This window comes from Peptoniphilus genitalis, from assembly GCF_023614525.1.
GTDB lineage: Bacteria > Bacillota > Clostridia > Tissierellales > Peptoniphilaceae > Peptoniphilus_A > Peptoniphilus_A genitalis.
Genome location: NZ_CP097885.1, coordinates 49,793 through 69,095, shown reverse-complemented (window position 1 = coordinate 69,095; position 19,303 = coordinate 49,793). Strand labels below are relative to the sequence as shown.

Here is a 19,303-nt window from a genome sequence, read left to right as displayed (position 1 = left end):
AAAATGGGTTTTAGTAGTACTTTAATATCTATTGTTATCGGTATTATTGGCTTAGCTGTAGGCTATGCTGTTAGAAAATATATTTCTAAAGGTAAACTTAAAAATGCTGAAGAATTATCTAAAAAGATAATATACGATGCTGAAAATCAAGCACAAACACAAAAGAAAGTTTTGCTTGTTGAAGCTAAAGAAGAGATTCAAAAGTTAAGATCTGAGCAAGAAAATGAAGCTAAGATTAGAAGAGCTGAAATTAAAGAATTAGAGGACAGAGTTTTATCTAAAGAAAAACTATTAGATAAAAAATCTTCTCAAGTTGAAAAGAAAGACGAAAAACTTAGCAAGAAATTAGAAGGCTTGAGGGAAAAAGAAGAACAAGCTGATGAACTTGTTAAACAAAGAGAAGAGGAACTTCAAAAAGTTGCTGGTCTTACAAAAGAAGAAGGTAAAGAAATTCTTTTGAATGAACTTAAAAAAGAAATAACTAATGAATCGGCACTTATTATTAAAGAAAATGAAAACAGGATTAAAGAAGAATCTGGCAAATATGCTAGAAATGTTATTGCTCAGGCTATTCAAAGATGTGCAGCTGACCAAGTTGCAGAATCTACTGTTGCTGTAGTTAATCTTCCAAATGATGAAATGAAGGGAAGAATTATAGGGCGAGAAGGTAGAAATATTAGAGCTATAGAGTCAATAACAGGAGTAGATTTAATTATTGATGATACTCCAGAAGCGGTAGTTTTATCTTGCTTCGACCCAATTAGAAGAGAGATAGCAAGAGTAGCTCTAGAAAAGCTTGTTAATGATGGTAGAATTCACCCAACAAAGATTGAAGAGACTGTTGAAAAAGCTAAAAACGAAGTGGAAACGATAATTAAGGAATCAGGTGAACAAGCAGCCTATGATGCTGGAGTTCACGGCTTACATCCAGAAATTATTAAGTATTTAGGTAGACTAAAATACAGAACTTCTTATGGACAAAATAACCTTAAGCATTCAGTAGAAGTTGCTGAAATTGCTGGTATTTTAGCTGGTGAAATAGGCGCTGATGTTAAACTTGCTAAGAGGGGTGGACTACTTCACGACATAGGAAAGTCGGTTGATAGAAATCTCGATGCTCCTCACGTTGATATTGGTGTTGAAATTGCAAGAAAATATCACGAATCAGAATTTGTTATTAATGCAATTCAATCCCATCATGGAGATGTTGAACCTAACTGTGTAGAATCCGTCTTAGTTCAAGCAGCAGATGCTATATCTGCAGCTAGACCAGGAGCTAGACGTGAAACAGTTGAATCTTACATCCAAAGACTTGAAAAACTTGAAGAAATCGCTAATGAATTTGATGGAATTGAGAAGTCTTATGCTGTTCAAGCTGGACGTGAAATACGTATAATTGTAAAACCTGAAAAAATTTCTGAAGCAGAAATTACTATTACTGCTAGAGAGATTGTTAAAAGAATTGAGTCTGAACTAGATTTCCCTGGACAAATTAAAGTTAATGTCATAAGAGAAACTAGAGCAGTTGAATACGCAAAATAATTAAGAACCTGACATTTGTCAGGTTTTTATTTTTATAGGAGGTGATGACTTGATTAATTCAAACTTAATTGATGATTTTTTAGATTACATGAAATCAACTAAGGGTGCATCTGATAATACTGTTAAAGAATATTACTATGATCTAAGGATGTTTGCTAGATTTATAAAAAGGCGAAAAGGTCTTGTAGACTCAAAAATTGAGTTTGACCATATTACAATTGAAGATATAAGTCCTGATCTTCTTGAAAGTGTTACAAAGCAAGATATTTATGCCTATAATGCATTTTTAGAAAGAGAAAGAAAAATATCTAATAGGTCTAAATTTAGAAAAATTTCGTCAATAAGGAGTTTTTACAACTATCTTCATGCAAAGATTGATATAATTAAGATAAATCCAGTAATAGATATTGATATGCCAAAGGTGGAAAAAACTCTTCCAGTCTATTTGACTTTAGATCAGAGTCTAAATTTATTAAAAACCATTGAGGAATCAAAGATTAAACCTCTTTATAAAAAAAGAGATTATGCAATTGTCACTTTGTTTTTGAATTGTGGTATGAGGCTTTCTGAGCTTGCAGGTATGGATATATCACATTTGCAGGAAGATAATACCCTAAAAGTTATTGGAAAGGGTAATAAAGAAAGAGTCATCTATTTAAATGAAGCATCCGTATATGCTATTGAAGAGTATTTAAAACTTAGACCTCAAATAAAAGATGATGCCTTGTTTCTATCAATGAGGCAACAAAGAATGAGCAATAGGTCTATACAACATATGATAGAGAAACATATGAAAAATTCAGGTCTTGATACAAATATTTACTCAGTCCATAAGCTTAGACATACTGCTGCAACTCTATTGTACGAATATGGAAATGCTGATATAAGGGCACTTCAAGAAATTCTTGGCCATGAATCAGTTAACACTACGGAGATATACACTCATGTTAACAAAAAAGCCCTAAGAAAGATGGTGGACTCAAATCCACTTTCAAAACTCAATAATTATACAAATAAGAAAGATGAAAATAATAACTAAAGGAGAGATTATGAAAAACATAAAAAAGTTACTAGGAATTGGAATAATGTCTATTGTTTTAAGTACATCTGTTTTTGCAGCTGGAAAGCTTCCAAAAGAAGCTGCTGATAAGGACATTAATATATATATCAACAATAGCATACAAAATATTCCAGAAGGCATGGGGAAGGCATATCTTGATAAGACTAATAATAGGGTAATGGTTCCAGTTAGATATATAACAGAAAATCTTGGCGCTAATATCAATTTTTATCAAAGGAAGGACACTAATACTAGCGGTATTCTAATTGGAGCGATAGATGTATTAGTTGAGTTAGATATAAATTCTACAAAGGCTAAGGTAAATAATGGGGGAAATGAAAATATAGTTAATCTTGATTCTCCTGCAATCCTTTACGATGGAAGGACCTATGTTCCTATTAGGTTTATTTCTGAAACTCTAGGTCTTAATGTAGACTGGAAGAATGATTCAGTTTATATTTCTGGAAACTTTAAGACTAAGGGTAAGAGATATAATTATGAAGAAGATAATAAAGCTTCAGATAAAAGAGAAAATGAATTAAAAGATTTAAACAAGGAAGAACATAAAAATATAAAAGATATAAGAGATAATTCTTCGAAAAAAAATAAAAACTCATTATTCGATTTTTAATTAGAAAAATAATTTGAATAATAATTAAATTTACCAAAGGGATTTAATTTTTATATCTTATTAAAAGTAGGGAACTAAAATATCATAAAAACCACTATAAAAAATAATATAAAAAAATACAAATTTAGTCACAAAATAATAATTTTGTGACTATTTTTAGGTGGGTAATCTAAAATTTATAATTTAGCTAATTGTTTATAAATTTTTCCTTTTTTAATTAGCTCTTTATGACTTCCAGATTCAATTATTTCTCCATTTTGTAATACTATAATTTTATCTACAATATTTAAAAATCTATGAGCAATAATTATACCAATTTTATTTTCTAAAATATTTTCGTATAAATCAGAAATTTCTTTTTCTGTAATAGCATCCATTGAAGCGTTTGGCTCATCTAAAATGTACATACTACTATTTTTAGCAAAAGTTCTAGCAAGAGCAATTTTTTACCACTGACCCATAGATAGGTTAATTCCATCCTCAAATCACATTCCTAATTGAGTATCTAGTTTCTTGTCATAGGATTTAATCAAATCTAAAAAATTAAATTTACTTGCTATATTTTTTATTTTCTCATCTTCACTCATAATATCTAAATTACTATAAGATATATTTCCTCTAAAACTTGCCTCATATTTAACAAAGTCTTGAAATAATGTGGAAATTTCTTTTAGCAAAGATTCTTTATCAATATTCCTAACTTCTATGCCATTAATTAATATATTTCCTTCATAATTTCTATAAAATCCCATAATTAATTTTATTAAAGTTGTCTTTCCACTTCCATTCATTCCAAAAATTGCGATTTTTTCATTCTCATTTATATGTAAGTTAATATTTTTAAGTACATATTCTCTTGAAGAAGTATATTTGTAATATAAATTTTTTACTTCTATTTCCTTTATTTTATATATTTTTATCTTGTTAGAAACTTCCTCTTCTTCCAAATCAAAAAACTCAAATAATTGTCCGATAAATAAACTTTGATTAACCATATTTGATAATTTTAAAAGGATTGAAGTTATATTAGACTTAGAATTGGAAATTGCTCTAATATAAGTTATAACATCTCCAATTAAAATGTTACCAAGAAATCCCAATGAAATTGTGTAATAGAAAATAAATCCATCTACTAATGTTTCTACTACACTAATTAAGATTGACCATTTTATTTGAGATTTATTTATCTCTAAATCTTCCTTATTAAATCTTTTAATAAGGTTTTTATATTTATTTATAAAATAAGAAAAAAGATTATAAGTTTTAAGTTCTTTATAAAAATTCCCATAAGTCAACAAGTATGTTAAATACCAGCTTTTTCTACTATCGTTCGTTCTCTGTTTTATTATCTCAAATCTTTTTAAGTTAAACTTATTATTTATAATGTATTTAAATATAGGAATAACCATAATAACAGCAACAAGCCAAACTCTAAAATTTATTAAAATGAAAATATAGGAAGAAAGAGTAATCAACTGAGTTATTATGGACATAAAGTTTTCATAATAAGATAAAAGATTATCTCCTCCTTGATTCTGTGCCCTATTCATTATGTCATAAGTTTTTGAATTCTCATAATCAGACAAAGATAGTCTAGATGCCTTTAAATATATTTTCTCTGAAAAATATAAATTAAATTTCATACTATATTTAGTATTATAATATCCTAGAAAATTTGAATAAACCGAATTAAATAAATCTATAGAAATATAAAGTATAATATAAAAAATTATATTATTTAAATTTCTTTCTACTTGAATTCCATTTATAATCTTCTGCATAATAATAAGAGAAACAGGAGAAATAATACCATTGATTATAGTAGATAATATCGATATAAAAATATATTTATTATCTATGATCATCATATTATGAATAATCCAAATTAAATTTTTAAATATATTTTTATCGTACTTTTTTTTCTTCATTTTTAATCCCTAACATTTGTTTGAATTTATAAATAGCAATCTTTTGTTATCCCACATTTTACCTAATATTTTTGTCAATATGTATATTATAAAAAAAATTGTAAACATAATTAAAAAAGATAAAAAAATCCAATTTTCGCCCAATTTTTCTTGTGGATCAAATAATTTTATTATTGGCAAAACTATAATTGAGTCCACATTAATTATATAGTGAAGAAAAATTGAATAGACTAATCTTTTTGTTTTTAAAAAGGTTACAGCTAAAAAATATCCAATTATTGTAGCACTTATTATTGAAAGAATATCTACAGAATGAATAAATCCAAAAGAAAATGCACTAATTAATGCGATAACTTTCTCACTGTATTTTTCTTCTAATACTTTCACTAAAGTAAATCTAAAATAAAATTCTTCAAGAATAACATTTAAAAGAACAATGATTAAAATTTTCATGGTATATTTGTCAAAATTATTAATATTTATACCGTCATTCGAGTAAATCATACTATCAAAAAAATCCATATTGCATTTTATAATTACAAGGAAAATTATAAAAAAAATAAAAAAGATTATACTTCCGTATTTACACATATTATTAATATTGCTAAGTAAGTGGTCATTGTTTTTATTCTTTAAAAAACTAATATTTTTGATTTTAAAAAGTAATAAAAGCAACAATATAGAAGATAAAGCTTTTATAAAACTAAAAAACAGTAAATAATTAGTATCTTTAATAGTAAAATTTGAAAATATTTTTGAAAATATTAATTGATATATTAAATTAAAAAAATAAAAAATAGCACTGGAAATTCCACTCACAAAAATTGTTTTAATTATCATTACAAATCCCTCTTTTCTATCATAAATGCTAACATCAATAAATAATTAAGAAATCACTTGTTTATACTTTATTTTACATACTTTATTATTATATCGTTTAACATCTTAATGGTTCGATATTTCCAGTTTCATTGTTATTTGCTTTTAAATTATCACACATACCCATATCAGTTGGAGATATAGTTGGCATAAGGTTGAATCTGAGGTTGAGGACAGCCTTCTGAACAATTTGGATTTTTTAGAGAAGGACATTTCCACATTTATTTGTCTCTTTTTTTTACTATATTTAAATCTAGATCAAAGTCTTTAAATTTTGACATTTTATTCTTCTAAATAACAAAAAGGAATAGCTAGCGTTCTAATCATAACAGAATCCCAAATATCATAATCCATAACAATATCACCCTTTTAAAGAAAACGATATCACTTATATTTATATTTGTCAAATTTGTATACTCTTTTTTTTAGAATTTAAAATAATTAATTTTAAAAGTTTTTAATATATGTATCCTTTCCTTTAATAAAGTTAGTTATCTATGTATGATATATTAGAATTTCTTCCTAAAGAATATTATGATTTTACCAAAGTTTATAATATAAAATCATCAGTATCTAAAGGTTTTGATGAGAATATTGCCATCAGAAAATTTTAAATAATGAGATTAACTTTTACTTAAAAAATTTAAAATTATGACTTTAACAGAATGTCTTTCTAAAATTCACAATCCTTTTTCTAAAGGAGTTTTATAAGAAGTGTATAATAGACTTCTTTTTGATAAGCGCTTCTTATATTTATGGCCAGTAAATGAAAAGGAAGAATCTATTTTAAAACCAAATATATTATTAAAAAATATTAATATATAAGAAATATTAAAAGTTATTCCATTTTATTTAACCTGTGATCAATAAAATATTGTAACAAATATTTTGTTTAAAATGAAAGAGGGAGAAAAAGTTCAAGGATTAATTCAAGGTGATGTTGGCTGTGGGAAGACTATAAGTAGCCTTTCTATTAATGTTTATAATGGCAGACAATAGATAGGATTGGCGTAAGATAAAGATAGAGTTTGTCTAAGAGGTATAAGAATATTCATAGTATATCAATGTCGGCTACTCTTATACCTAAATCCTTAGCCCTAATAAGTCATTGTAAGAATATCGAAGTTTATTATATATTTAGAGTTGCCTAAAGGAAGACAGAAAGCAAAAGATGTGTACACACGTTCTAAACTATTGTTTTAACATTTTGTAAAATTGACTTTATATTATATGTTATAATAATTTCCAGGTGATAAAATGTCTTTAGACGGTACAGTAGTAAAAAATTTAGTATATGAAATAAATAATCGTGTAAATGGTGGTAGAATAGATAAAATTTACCAAGATGACAGCAATAATCTTTTAATAAATATAAGAGCTAATGGTAAAAGAGAAAGACTCTTTATTTCCATTTCTGGAAGCCCAAGGATGTATTTTAGCAATGAGATTTTTGATAGTCCACAGAATCCACCAGCTTTTTGCATGCTACTAAGAAAACATCTTGAGAACAATCATATTTTAAATGTAAACCAATATAAAATGGATAGGATTGTGGAAATACATGTTAAGTCTCGAGATGAACTTGGTTTGTTTAGCGAGAAGTCCCTAATTATTGAACTTATGGGTAAGCACTCAAATGTCATATTAATCGATAATGAAAGAAAAAAAATTATTGATTCTCTTAAAAGAGTTAATTTCAATCTATCAAGCGTTAGAGAAATTCTTCCAGGGATTATTTATAATGAGGAGGATATTTCTCAGGGTCTAGATCCTTGTGAAACTGAATCTATTGTAAACCTAATAAAGCATTCTGAGGAAAATCTTAATTTAAAATCTTTTTTCTTAAAGACCTTTACAGGTATTAGTCCTCAGATGTGTGAAGAGATTGAATTTAGGACTAATATTGATTTCAAAAAGAATATTCTTTCACTTAATGATGATGAAATTAAGATTTTAAACAAAGTGTTTTTAGATATCTTCTTAGATATAAAAGAAAATAAATTTGTCCCAATAAAAATTTACAGAGAAGAAATTTTCAAAGACTTTTATTCTATTGATTTGAAAGAATTAAGTGAGAAAGAAAAGGTAAAAGCTGATAGCATCTCTTCCCTACTTGAAGAGTTTTATAATTCAAAATTTATACGTGATTCATTGGGATCTAAGAGTAAAGAGCTCAGAAGGGCTGTTAAGAAGCATATTGATAAAATTAATAGGAAGATATCAAACCAATCAAATGAACTCAAACTAGCTCTAAATAGAGAGAAATATAAAGTTTACGCCGATTTAATTTCTTCAAACTTTCATAGAATAGAAAAAGGCGCCGAAAATGTTACAGTTGAGAACTTTTATAATGAAATGGAAGAAATAGAAATTCCACTTGATTCGAAATTAGATGGACCTGGAAATGCTTCAAAGTATTACAAAAAATATTCTAAACTAAAAAATGCAGCCGTATATTTAGAAGAACAAATTAGTATAGGAAAATCAGAAGTTGAATATTTGGAATCAATCTTATTAAATATAGATTTTGCTGAGACTCCTGATGAAATTGATGATTTGTATGAAGAGCTTGAAAAAGAAGGTTATTTAAAGAAACGTAATAAAAATAATAAAAAGAAAAGAAAAGACTCACAAGAAAATTATATTAAATTAAAAACAGAAGATGGATTTGAAATTTATATTGGTAGGAACAATAGGCAAAATGATTACCTAACCTTAAAAAAAGCTAAAAAAAATGACCTATGGTTCCATGTAAAGGATGCACCAGGTTCTCATGTAATCCTAAAAAATGATAATAGGGATTTTTCAAATAGCGCAATGATGACTGCGGCAAAACTTGCAGCAAAGTATAGTTCTTTATCAAAGTCACAAAATATTCCTGTTGACTATACCTTTAAGATGAATGTAAAAAGACATCCAGCGAAAAAACCTGGACTAGTATCTTATACAAATTATAAAACTATAAATGTAAGCATATAAAAAAGAATAAGGAATTCCTTATTCTTTTTCTTCGTCTTCATCTATAAAGTTTAATCTTTGTAAAACTAATTTATATCCATCGGAACCATAGTTTAAAGATCTATTTATTCTAGAAATAGTAGCTGTTGAAGCTCCAGTTTCACTTTCAATTTCATGGTAAGTTTTGTTTTTAACTAGTAGCTTAACAACTTGAAGTCTTTGTGCAATAGCTTGCAACTCCTTAACAGTACAAATATCTTCAAAAAATCTATAACATTCTTCTAAATTTTCAAGTAAAAGAATAGCTTCGAATAGACCATCGACATCTTTATTCTTTAATTTTGAGTCGTAAATCATTATATATCCTCCTGATTTAAAGTTTAATATTAATATGATACATAAACGCTCTATATGCTCATTAATATACTAACAATTTTACATACTAAAGTCAAGAAAATATTACTCTTCATAAACGCTTACTTCACTAATTCCCTTCTTGTTTTTAACTTGAAAAGCCTTGTCCGAAATTTGTGACAAATGAGGATTGTGTGTTACCATTATAATTTGTCTGTTGAAAATATTTGATGATTGTTTTAAAAACTCACCAAGATTAAAAATATAATCGTTACTAACATGTTTTCCTGGCTCATCTAGTATCAAGGGACCAGATAACATAGGTTGGTTCTGTTGTAAAAAAGCAATTCTAAGAGCAAGGGAAATTATATCAACAACTCCCCCACCTCTAGCTATTTCTGGTTTTGTCTTTATACTATAACCTTCAGAATAGTTAGATTGAACAAAAAAGTCTGCAATAGGGACAGATCTTGCTTCCGATAATTCTATTAAAAATTCTATATCTGTTTCAAAAATGAACTGAAGGCACTTAGTTACAGTATCCTCAATTTGTCTTTTTGATTGTTCCCTAGCAAATTCAGAAGTCTTTTGAAAAAGAAGTGAGACTTGAGTAAGGACTTCGCTGTATTTTTCTTTATCAGAGAGCTTTTTATCTATTTTTTCCAATTGATCATTTAAAATTTCAATTTTACCTTCATCGCTTAAAATCTTATTATTTAATTTACTTAGGTTTTGATCTAATTCTCTAAGGTCCAATCAATCACAACCTTGGCATTAAGTCATTGGCTTCAGCGAAAAGCCTATCAATTTCGCTCTTTAAATTTGATATTTCATTTTCAAGATCTTCGGGTTTAATACCTAGTTTTTCAATTTCATTTAAAATATCTTTCTTTTGAGCATTAAGTTGTTCAAGTCTAGCCTCAGATTTATACTTCATATTTTTTAATCTGTCTAATTGTTCTTTTAAATTTTTCAAATTTTCTTCGTAGTTCATTTAATCATTCCTCAAATGGTATTTTATATGTTCAATGGAGTCATTATTTATTTCGCTATAACAGAAGGGACAAACGCCAATTTCTAGAATAGTTTTCTCGTATGACTCAGTATAAGAGTTTAAATTACTTTTAATTTCAGCAAGATCATTAGCTCCTATTTTATAATCATTATTTAGTTCAGCTAATTTTCTTTGAAAATCTGATAAAACAAATAAAGACCTTATCTTATTTTCTAATTTTTCGGAAATTTTTTCTATAGCATCATTATTACTAAAGTTTTTTATATAATTATTGCCATAATTTAACTTGTCATTAATTGCTAAAAGATTTTCCTTTGTTGAAAATATTTTAGTATACAAATTTATCTTTTCTTCTAAAGAATTATTTATGTCAGAAATCTTGCTAATATTTTTTATTGAATCTAAATCTTTTTTTGTGTCATTAATAAGATTAGAGTTAGCTTTATACTCTTTGAGAAGTTTTGAATATAAATCTAGTGTTTTTTCTTTTATTTCAATATCTTTAGCCTTCTCAAATATTGAATCAATATTCTTTAAATTATCCAAAGTATTAGAGATACTAAAAACCTCAGCTTTTGTTCGGTTTAATTTAGCAATGTATGATTCGTAGGTGTTTCTTTTAATTAGATTACTTTCTATTATAGGAATAATGGAGTCTATAATGTTTAAGTTTTTAAAATTTTCAAGTAGACTATTAATTTTTTCTAACTCAAAATTATATTGATCATATTGTTCTTTTAAGCTTGATACTAGATTTAACCTTTGATCTAATTCCATTATTTTATCTCTAACATGAGAAAGTTTTTGAAATTTTTCTTTGTAATCTTTGATATAGTCAAATTCTTTTAATTGTTCTTTAACTTCATCTTTACTAGTTCTTAGACTTTCTATTTCTTGGCTAATTCTTTTGTTATCTCTTACAACAGTCCTAAGAGCATCATCGACATAGTTAACTCCAATAAGTCTACCTATAGCAGAGGCCCTCATGGATGCTTGATCATTTAACAAGAAAGGTCCATCTAGTTGTTCGGCAATATTTAGTATGACTTTGTTATTAGAATTATCTAATGAAACTTTGTACATTTGAATAGCATCAGTTATTTCTTTTGGTACATCTAAACCAAATCCTTCAAAACGCATTTCTTGACCTTCAGCATCAATAAGATAATAGGAGTTTTTAGATGGAGTCCTTGATCTTTCAACTACTACGCCATTAGAGAAAGTAACTTTAACAGATACATCCCTCTCCCCTTGTCTAATGAAATAATCCCCTTTTGGTTCATTGAAAAGAGCCCACTTTATTGCCCTTAGAATTGCAGTTTTACCAGCATCAGAATTACCGAGGATAACATTGAGACCTCGGTCAAATTCTATTTCTGTATGATTATGAGATTGGAAATTTATAAGTTCTACATTTTTTATATAAATCATGAGTATCTAACCTCATTAATTTGAGCTTCTTCCACTCTCTTCAGAGCTTCACTTTTAACTTCTTCACTAATGTTTTCACTTTTAGAAATTCTTAATAGCAAATCGAAAATATCGAGACTTTTATAGTTTGCTGAAGCTTCTATACTCTCTTTAAATTCTGCCATTTTAATTCCCTTAAACTGATGTCTTTCCATTTCAGACCTATCAAGGACTTCTTCTCCAGGTTTTGCAGATTTTAAATATCTTTCTTCTATATGAATATCTTCATCTAAGCTAATAATATCTACCTTAGGTCTTCTTTTCATTTCAATTTTTGAATTAGATATCCTTATTAAGGCACCAGGATTTACAAAATATTTGTTATCAAGTTCAACAGTTTTAAATCCAAAGTGGTAATGACCCCCTAGAGTGATGTCAGCTTTTGTATCTTTAATATCCTCTATTAAAGTATGACTAACTTCTTTCATAAAGGGTTTATCAATTAAAAAACCATGAGTCATATGTATGGCATATTTACAGGATTCATCAACTTCTGTTACCTTATAGTTATCTCTATTGGAAAGCTCGTCCATTGAATAAATATAGGGAGATCCTGTTAGTTGAACTCTTAAATTATCCTTTTCTAAAATAATTTTTTTATAGTTCACAAGATGCATAATTCCAAGATTACACAAAAGACCAAGCATTGTTCTGTCTAAGGTGTCTGGATTGTGACCAAATATATCATGGTTGCCGCTTATTATATATATAGGCACTCCAAAAGATTGAAAAATCTGTGCAAATTCAGAGACTATACTGACAGACACATCTGGCCTGTCAAATAAGTCTCCTCCATGCAAAACAAAATCAACCTTCTCTTCTTTAACAATATTTGAAATTTCTTTTAATTTTTCTTTTAAAGTTTCACAATAATCGTCTAATCTATTCTTGGGACTAGTACCTCTTATGTGAGTGTCTGTTAAATAAAGTAATTTCAATAAATCACACCTTATTCTTCATTATTAGCTGTGTTTTCTTCCTCTTTGTTTTCTATATTTTCATCATCTTCAATAAGATTATAATGAACTCTTACTTTGTGTTCTATTTCATTTAGTAGTTCAGGATTTTCTTCTAAAAAGTCCTTAGAATTTTCTCTACCTTGGCCAAGTCTTTCTTCACCATAAGAGTACCAAGCTCCTGCTTTTTTTATAATGTCAGCTTCAGCTGCAACATCAAGTATATTGCCTACACTTGATATTCCCTTACCGTACATAATATCAAACTCTGCTTGTCTAAAAGGTGGTGCTATTTTATTTTTAACAACCTTTACCCTAACTCTGTTACCAATAATTTCATCACCTTTTTTGATGTTTTCAGACTTTCTAATATCAAGTCTTACAGATGAATAAAACTTAAGGGCTCTACCGCCTGTTGTAGTTTCTGGGTTCCCAAACATAATACCAACTTTTTCTCTAAGTTGGTTAATAAATACAACGGTACATTTTGACTTGTTGATTGCCCCAGTTAATTTTCTAAGTGCTTGAGACATAAGTCTAGCTTGGAGCCCTATTTGTGCAGCACCCATGTCGCCATCGATTTCTGCTTTTGGTACAAGGGCAGCAACTGAGTCTATAATAATTAAATCAACAGCGTTAGATCTTACAAGAGCTTCTGTTATTTCTAAGGCTTGCTCACCAGTGTCAGGTTGAGAAATAATTAAATTTTCTACATCAACTCCAAGGTTTTTTGCATATCCAGCATCAAGAGCATGTTCAGCATCTACAAAGGCACCTGTTCCACCATTTTTTTGTGCTTCAGCTAACATATGCAGAGCCAATGTAGTTTTACCTGATGACTCTGGTCCATATATTTCTATAATTCTTCCCTTAGGAATACCGCCAATTCCAAGGGCAATATCAAGAGCAAGTGAACCAGTAGGTATAGATTCAATGTCTAATTTAACATCTTCACCAAGAATCATTACAGATCCTTCCCCGTATTGTTTTTCAATTTTTGATATGACGTTGTGAAGAGCTTCTTGTTTTTCTTTACTTAAATTGCTTTCTTTCATAATTACTCCTTAAAATTTTTTCTAAGTAAATAAAGAATGTGAGATAAAACTCTATTTACAGTGCTTCTGCGTATTTTATTTCTGTCTCCTGAAAAGAAATAATGTTTTGTATAATAATTATCTTCACCAAAATAGATGCAGGTAAAGACATTTCCAACTTCTGTTTCTGATGGATTTGGTCCAGCTTCTCCAGTTGTTGAAACTCCAATATTGGCAATTGATTTTTCTTTTACTCCTTTGGCCATTTCATAAGCTGTATTTTCACTTATAGCACCAAATTTTTTCAGTGTTTCCTTAGAAACATTTAAATTTTTATTTTTTGAATCATTTGAATAGGTAACATAGGAGCTTTCAATAACATTAGATGCTCCACTTATATCTGTAATAGCTGATGCTAGCATTCCACCAGTTATGGATTCTGCGAAGGAAATCTTTAAATTATTTTTTCTTAAAATATCTACGATTTGTTTTGCAACATCTTCATTATTTTCTGAATAAATATGAGTCTTAAACTCCCTATAAAGAGAATTGACTGTTTCCTCTATGGAGGATATAAGTTTATCTTTATCAGAATTTTTTCCTATTATCTTAACCTCTGTATAAGTCCCGTGGGCAAAAGTATTGATTGAAATACTCTTGTCATTAAATTCCATATGTCTTATTCTATCTTCAATAATAGACTCACCAAGGCCAATGATATCTATTGACTTTATAATAATATTATCACTTGTAAAGGATTTATTAGCAATATAATAGTCAAGCATTGGTTCCATTTCGTTAGGAGGTCCAGGTAGTAAAATGATTTTTTTATTATTGAATTCTATAAACTCACCAAGAGCAACTCCCCAATGATTATTGATTTTCTCTGATCCCTCTATAAGCATAACTTGCTTAAGATTATTTGGAGTCATTGTTCTTCCAAGTCTATTAAACCTCTCTTCCATTTTTATCTTTTCGTCTTGGTCGAGATAAACCTTTCTATTTAAAAATTTTGCTACAGCATCTCTTGTTAAGTCGTCATCTGTAGGTCCAAGTCCACCACTTATAATAATTAAGTCAGATGTTTTAGAAATATAGTTTAATTCTTCTACAATTTCATATAAGCCATCATCTACTGAGACTTGTCTTATAACATCTATCCCCATATCAGTTAATTTTTCTGATATATATTTGGAGTTTGTGTTTAAAATTGAACCAATTAAGATCTCTTTGCCAATTGTTAAGATACTTGCTTTCATAATTCTCCTTAAATGTTTTCTAAGTCTAATACTTTTTTGTTTTTTATGAGGTAATCAGCACCAGAAATTATAGTAAATACTACAGCTAAATAAAATATAATCATTCCAATACCTTTAAGACTTTCTAAACCTGTTAAAAGCAAAATATTTGAAATTAATTGCGTTACTGTTTTAAATTTTCCTAAAGGACTTGCAGCAATAGTGATATTTTCAGATGCAGCTATTATTCTAAACCCAGTGATTGTAAATTCTCTTGCAATAATTATAATTACAGCCCATGCTGGCATTTCACCAGTACTAACTAACATTATCATTGCAGAGCACACCAATATTTTATCCGCAAGGGGATCAGCAAATTTACCAAAGTTCGTAACAAGATTGTCTCTTCTTGCTATATGGCCATCTAAAAAATCAGTAAAAGAAGCAACCGCGAAGATAGCTGTCGCAATTAACCTTGAATTATTAAAATCTAAATACATACAAAGGATAAATATAGGAACCATTAGGGTTCTCATTAAGGTTAGTTTATTTGGAGTATTCATATAATTTCACCTACTAAGTCGTAATCTAAACTATCAACTACATCTACTTGGACAAAGCTACCGATTTCGAGATTTTTAGCTGAATGAACATAAGTAACACCATCGATTTCTGGAGAATCCATATAAGTTCTACCAACGTAGTTTTCTTCATCAACCTCTTCTTCAATTAAAGTTTCTAGCCTTTTTCCTGTTTTTTTTGAGAGGATTTCAGCAGAAATCTCACTTTGAATTGCCATAATTTCGTTTTTTCTTTCTTCTTTTATTGAATCGGGAATTTGTTCATCTAATGAAGCTGCCCTTGTCCCCTCTTCTTTAGAGTATTCAAAAACACCTAGTTTATCAAATTTTATATCTTCAATAAAATCAACTAATTGATTAAAATCGTCATCACTCTCTCCAGGAAATCCAACGATAAAAGTCGTTCTTATGACAATGTCAGGTACAGATTTTCTTAGATTTTTTAGAGTTTTTAAAATATGTTCTTTACTTGTCTTTCTATTCATTTTTTTAAGAACATCGTCTGATATGTGTTGAAGTGGCATATCCACATAATTTACAAGTTTATCATTATTTTTAAACTCTTCAATTAAGTCATCTGTAAAATGATCTGGATATAGGTATAAAACTCTAATCCACTTTAAATCTTCTATTTTAGAAATCTTATTTATTAAATTAGCTAAAGAATATTTAGAATATAAGTCTATACCATAGTCAGTAGTATTTTGAGCAATTAGGATAATCTCTCTTGCGCCCTTACTTACCAGGTATTCCACTTCACTATAAATATCTTCAATTTTTCTAGATCTATTTTTCCCACGTAGTGAAGGGATTATACAGTAGGAGCAATTATTGTTGCAACCTTCAGAAATCTTAACATATTCTGTAGTATTAACTTCTTCTTTTCTAATTCCCTCAATATAGGCTGAATTTAAATTATCTGTCTTGATAAATAAATCTCCAGCAAGGCTTCTATCTAAAAGTTCGTTTATATAATCAATATTTCCCGTACCAATTATGCCGTCTATTTCGGGTATTTCTTTGATAAGTTCCTCTGGGTATCTTTGTGCAAGACATCCAGATAATAGAACTTTTTTACATCTACCTTCATTTTTATATTTTACAGATTCAAGTATTGTATCAATGGATTCTTCCTTTGCAGCATCTATGAAACCACATGTGTTAACAATTAAAATATCAGCTTGACTTGGTTCATTAACCATTTGATATTTATTTTTATCTAATAGTGAGTACATAATAGAAGAATCCACATCATTTTTTGAACACCCAAGGGTAACAATGTGAACATTATTCATCTTCTTCACCTAAAATCATATCCAATTCTTCCTTTGTTTTTAAAAGTTTACGAGGTTTTGACCCTTCGTGAGGGCCTATTATTCCCATTTCTTCCATTTGATCAACAATTCGACCTGCTCTTGAATAACCAACTTTTAGCTTTCTTTGTATATAAGATATAGAAGCTTGTTCATCATTAACTACAAGCTCAACTGCTTCTTTGAAAAGAGGGTCTTTTTCGTTGTCAATCTTTACTTTTCTGTCTTCTATTGCTTGTTCTATTTTTGATTCAACTGTATTTTTAATTTCATTGTTGCTTTTTACAAAATCAACTAATCTTTCTACTTCCCCATCACTAATAAAAGCACCCTGTATTCTCTTTGGCTTAGGATACTTACTTGGATAGAATAGCATATCTCCCTTTCCTAGCAACTTTTCTGCACCGCCCATATCAAGTATGGTTCTAGAGTCTACAGAAGATGCTACTGCAAAGGCAATACGAGATGGAACATTGGCTTTAATAGTTCCAGTAATAACGTCAACAGAAGGTCTTTGAGTTGCAAGTATTAAGTGCATACCAGCAGCTCTTGCTTTCTGAGCAAGCCTTGCTATATATTCTTCGATTTCTTTGGAAGCAACCATCATAAGGTCAGCCAACTCATCTACTATTATTAAAATTTTTGGAAGCTTTTCATCTTCTTTTCCTTCTGCTATCATTTTTTTATTATAGCCTTTTAAGTCTCTCACATGATTTTCAGCAAAGGCTTCATATCTTTTTTCCATTTCATCCACTGCCCAATTAAGAGCAAAGGCTGCTTTTTTAGGATTAGTAACTACATCTATTAAAAGATGTGGTATTCCATTATAAACGCTGAGTTCAACAACCTTAGGATCTATTAGCATTAATTTAACATCTTTAGGAGATGATTTATATATAACGCTAGTGATAATTGAATTAATACAAACTGATTTACCTGAACCAGTTGCACCAGCTATTAAAAGGTGTGGCATGTCTTCCATTCCAGAAATTAAAATATTACCTTCTACATCTTTGCCTAGGGTTAGAGGGATATCAGACTTACTATTTTTAAATTCTTGAGATTCAATTAATTCTTTAAGTGCAACAGAATCTTTATCTTTGTTTGGAACTTCAATACCTACTACTGTTTTACCAGGTATTGGAGCTTCAATACGTAAATCAGAACTTGCTAGTGCCATTGCTATATTGTCACTTAAGCCAACAATTCTAGATAATTTTATCCCTGGAGCAGGTTTTAGCTCATAAGAAGTTATAACTGGTCCCCTATTTATAGCTACAACCTTAGAATCAATTCCAAAGTTTTTCATAGTATTTTCAATGATTTTGCCTTTTTCAAGAACTTCGTCTTTGGAAAAATTACCCTTTGATGGAATCCTATCTAAAAGAGCTGTGTCTGGATAAGTGTAAATAAACTCTTCTTCTTTTTTGTGTTCGATGTCATCCTTTATAGTATCGATAACTTCTTCCTCATCATCTTGAGTTTCGATAGTAGCATCATTAGTAAATTCAATATCATCAGTATCGGCTACATCCTCAAAATCCTTATTCTCTGGAATACTATCTTCAGAATAATCTTTTATTACTAAACTTTCAGACAAATCCTCACTATTATCTAATTCTTTTTCTTCAACTTTTTTAATTTCTTTCTTCTTGCTTTCTTTTAATTCTTTTTTCTTTTCTTTTTCTTCAAGCTTCAATTTTTTCTCGGATCTTTTTTCTTCACGAGCTAGTTTTTTGTCTTCAAAATATTCACCCAAATCTTCAAAAACCATAATTATATGCTCTATATTAGGCCTTATCATGAAATATATTGAAGCAATTATTACTAAGCTTAAGATTATATAAGTACCAAGTGAACCTAAAAGTTTATAAGAAAAGAATCCAAAGATTGCGCCGATAATCCCACCGCTTCTAGTGATATCCATATACTCAGTTGATTTTATTATTCTTTCGATTAAAGTCATATCCATTTCCTTAGATCCGTCTAAGAAAACCAGTATGCATAAAAGAATTACTAAAGAAAAACTTATATAGCGACTCATATGTATTTTTGTCGCTTGAATATTAAAAAGTATTCCCCAAAAAATTAAAAGTAGTGGTATAAGAAAGTTTGCAGAACCAGATAAAACTGAGAACAATTTATATATTAATGATCCGACAATACCCATTCGCTGACTGTAAAGGCAGATAAAGAAGACTATTCCAATAACTATTAAAAATAGTCCCATTATTTCTTGGCCACTACCTATTTCTGAATTTCTTTTTTTTCTGTTAACTTTTGTATTATTTTTTTTATTTGTAGGTTTTTTATTTGTTTTAATTTTTCTTTTCAAGAGCTAGCA

17 protein-coding genes are annotated in these 19,303 nt (G+C 28.7%); 4 read left to right on the top strand and 13 right to left on the bottom strand.

Annotated features, from left to right (window positions below):
• Window positions 1-3: 3 nt before the first annotated feature.
• The 3 genes from rny to M9426_RS00325 are packed head-to-tail and all read left to right on the top strand — an operon-like array spanning window position 4 to window position 3,233.
• A complete protein-coding gene (rny, locus tag M9426_RS00335) occupies window positions 4-1,542 on the top strand; it encodes a ribonuclease Y (RefSeq protein ID WP_250342086.1) in 1,539 nt (512 codons plus the stop codon).
• A gap of 49 nt (window positions 1,543-1,591) precedes the next feature.
• Window positions 1,592-2,581 (top strand): tyrosine recombinase XerC, encoded by a 990-nt coding sequence (locus M9426_RS00330; protein ID WP_060800250.1) that lies wholly within the window; start codon window positions 1,592-1,594, stop codon window positions 2,579-2,581.
• A 10-nt stretch (window positions 2,582-2,591) separates the two neighbouring features.
• On the top strand, window positions 2,592-3,233 hold the full coding sequence (locus M9426_RS00325; protein ID WP_250342085.1) for a copper amine oxidase N-terminal domain-containing protein: 642 nt from the start codon (window positions 2,592-2,594) through the stop codon (window positions 3,231-3,233).
• Between the two features lie 176 nt (window positions 3,234-3,409).
• Here M9426_RS00325 and M9426_RS00320 read toward each other — a convergent pair whose 3' ends face one another.
• The 3 genes from M9426_RS00320 to M9426_RS00310 form a co-directional block, all read right to left on the bottom strand.
• Window positions 3,410-3,640 carry a hypothetical protein gene (locus M9426_RS00320; protein WP_195444267.1) on the bottom strand — a complete coding sequence of 77 codons (231 nt, stop codon included), beginning with the start codon at window positions 3,638-3,640 and terminating at the stop codon, window positions 3,410-3,412.
• A gap of 78 nt (window positions 3,641-3,718) precedes the next feature.
• Window positions 3,719-5,161, bottom strand: a complete 1,443-nt coding sequence (locus M9426_RS00315) for an ATP-binding cassette domain-containing protein (RefSeq protein WP_250342084.1) — start codon at window positions 5,159-5,161, stop codon at window positions 3,719-3,721.
• 9 nt (window positions 5,162-5,170) lie between these two features.
• The gene (locus tag M9426_RS00310) at window positions 5,171-6,001 is read right to left on the bottom strand and encodes a CPBP family intramembrane glutamic endopeptidase (RefSeq protein WP_195444334.1); all 831 of its coding nucleotides are present in this window, start codon (window positions 5,999-6,001) and stop codon (window positions 5,171-5,173) included.
• A 1,296-nt stretch (window positions 6,002-7,297) separates the two neighbouring features.
• On the opposite strand from M9426_RS00310, the gene M9426_RS00305 reads away from it, so the two are divergent.
• Window positions 7,298-9,019, top strand: a complete 1,722-nt coding sequence (locus tag M9426_RS00305; RefSeq protein ID WP_195444336.1) for an Rqc2 family fibronectin-binding protein — start codon at window positions 7,298-7,300, stop codon at window positions 9,017-9,019.
• Window positions 9,020-9,037: 18 nt separating this feature from the next.
• Here M9426_RS00305 and M9426_RS00300 read toward each other — a convergent pair whose 3' ends face one another.
• The 10 genes from M9426_RS00300 to M9426_RS00255 all read right to left on the bottom strand — a co-directional run bounded on the left by M9426_RS00300 (window position 9,038) and on the right by M9426_RS00255 (window position 19,294).
• A complete protein-coding gene (locus M9426_RS00300; protein WP_005956529.1) occupies window positions 9,038-9,355 on the bottom strand; it encodes a YerC/YecD family TrpR-related protein in 318 nt (105 codons plus the stop codon).
• 102 nt (window positions 9,356-9,457) lie between these two features.
• Complete coding sequence (locus M9426_RS00295; RefSeq protein ID WP_195444337.1) at window positions 9,458-10,108, bottom strand: ATPase; 651 nt, start codon at window positions 10,106-10,108, stop codon at window positions 9,458-9,460.
• A gap of 4 nt (window positions 10,109-10,112) precedes the next feature.
• Window positions 10,113-10,346: a hypothetical protein gene (locus tag M9426_RS00290; protein ID WP_005956548.1), complete on the bottom strand. Its 234-nt coding sequence runs from the start codon at window positions 10,344-10,346 to the stop codon at window positions 10,113-10,115.
• Window positions 10,347-11,798 carry an AAA family ATPase gene (locus M9426_RS00285; RefSeq protein WP_195444339.1) on the bottom strand — a complete coding sequence of 484 codons (1,452 nt, stop codon included), beginning with the start codon at window positions 11,796-11,798 and terminating at the stop codon, window positions 10,347-10,349.
• A complete protein-coding gene (locus M9426_RS00280) occupies window positions 11,795-12,775 on the bottom strand; it encodes a metallophosphoesterase family protein (RefSeq protein WP_195444341.1) in 981 nt (326 codons plus the stop codon). Before M9426_RS00280 ends, M9426_RS00285 begins: the two co-directional genes overlap by 4 nt.
• An 11-nt stretch (window positions 12,776-12,786) precedes the next feature.
• Window positions 12,787-13,848 (bottom strand): recombinase RecA, encoded by a 1,062-nt coding sequence (recA, locus tag M9426_RS00275; RefSeq protein ID WP_195444343.1) that lies wholly within the window; start codon window positions 13,846-13,848, stop codon window positions 12,787-12,789.
• A gap of 2 nt (window positions 13,849-13,850) precedes the next feature.
• Window positions 13,851-15,086, bottom strand: coding sequence for a competence/damage-inducible protein A (locus M9426_RS00270; protein ID WP_195444345.1), 1,236 nt, complete (start codon window positions 15,084-15,086; stop codon window positions 13,851-13,853).
• An 8-nt stretch (window positions 15,087-15,094) separates the two neighbouring features.
• On the bottom strand, window positions 15,095-15,628 hold the full coding sequence (pgsA, locus tag M9426_RS00265; protein ID WP_060800242.1) for a CDP-diacylglycerol--glycerol-3-phosphate 3-phosphatidyltransferase: 534 nt from the start codon (window positions 15,626-15,628) through the stop codon (window positions 15,095-15,097).
• Window positions 15,625-16,941, bottom strand: a complete 1,317-nt coding sequence (gene rimO, locus M9426_RS00260) for a 30S ribosomal protein S12 methylthiotransferase RimO (RefSeq protein ID WP_250342083.1) — start codon at window positions 16,939-16,941, stop codon at window positions 15,625-15,627. The genes pgsA and rimO overlap by 4 nt, the downstream gene beginning before the upstream one ends.
• Window positions 16,934-19,294, bottom strand: coding sequence for an FtsK/SpoIIIE family DNA translocase (locus M9426_RS00255; protein ID WP_250342082.1), 2,361 nt, complete (start codon window positions 19,292-19,294; stop codon window positions 16,934-16,936). The genes rimO and M9426_RS00255 overlap by 8 nt, the downstream gene beginning before the upstream one ends.
• Window positions 19,295-19,303 lie beyond the last annotated feature (9 nt).

Coding starts and splice junctions, on each gene's coding strand:
- M9426_RS00325 (WP_250342085.1), top strand. CDS start 2,592: ATGAAAAACATAAAAAAGTTACTAGGAATTGGAATAATGTCTATTGTT.
- M9426_RS00285 (WP_195444339.1), bottom strand. CDS start 11,798: ATGATTTATATAAAAAATGTAGAACTTATAAATTTCCAATCTCATAAT.
- M9426_RS00305 (WP_195444336.1), top strand. CDS start 7,298: ATGTCTTTAGACGGTACAGTAGTAAAAAATTTAGTATATGAAATAAAT.
- M9426_RS00290 (WP_005956548.1), bottom strand. CDS start 10,346: ATGAACTACGAAGAAAATTTGAAAAATTTAAAAGAACAATTAGACAGA.
- M9426_RS00315 (WP_250342084.1), bottom strand. CDS start 5,161: ATGAAGAAAAAAAAGTACGATAAAAATATATTTAAAAATTTAATTTGG.
- M9426_RS00310 (WP_195444334.1), bottom strand. CDS start 6,001: ATGATAATTAAAACAATTTTTGTGAGTGGAATTTCCAGTGCTATTTTT.
- M9426_RS00320 (WP_195444267.1), bottom strand. CDS start 3,640: ATGTACATTTTAGATGAGCCAAACGCTTCAATGGATGCTATTACAGAA.
- recA (WP_195444343.1), bottom strand. CDS start 13,848: ATGAAAGAAAGCAATTTAAGTAAAGAAAAACAAGAAGCTCTTCACAAC.
- M9426_RS00270 (WP_195444345.1), bottom strand. CDS start 15,086: ATGAAAGCAAGTATCTTAACAATTGGCAAAGAGATCTTAATTGGTTCA.
- rimO (WP_250342083.1), bottom strand. CDS start 16,941: ATGAATAATGTTCACATTGTTACCCTTGGGTGTTCAAAAAATGATGTG.
- rny (WP_250342086.1), top strand. CDS start 4: ATGGGTTTTAGTAGTACTTTAATATCTATTGTTATCGGTATTATTGGC.
- M9426_RS00300 (WP_005956529.1), bottom strand. CDS start 9,355: ATGATTTACGACTCAAAATTAAAGAATAAAGATGTCGATGGTCTATTC.
- pgsA (WP_060800242.1), bottom strand. CDS start 15,628: ATGAATACTCCAAATAAACTAACCTTAATGAGAACCCTAATGGTTCCT.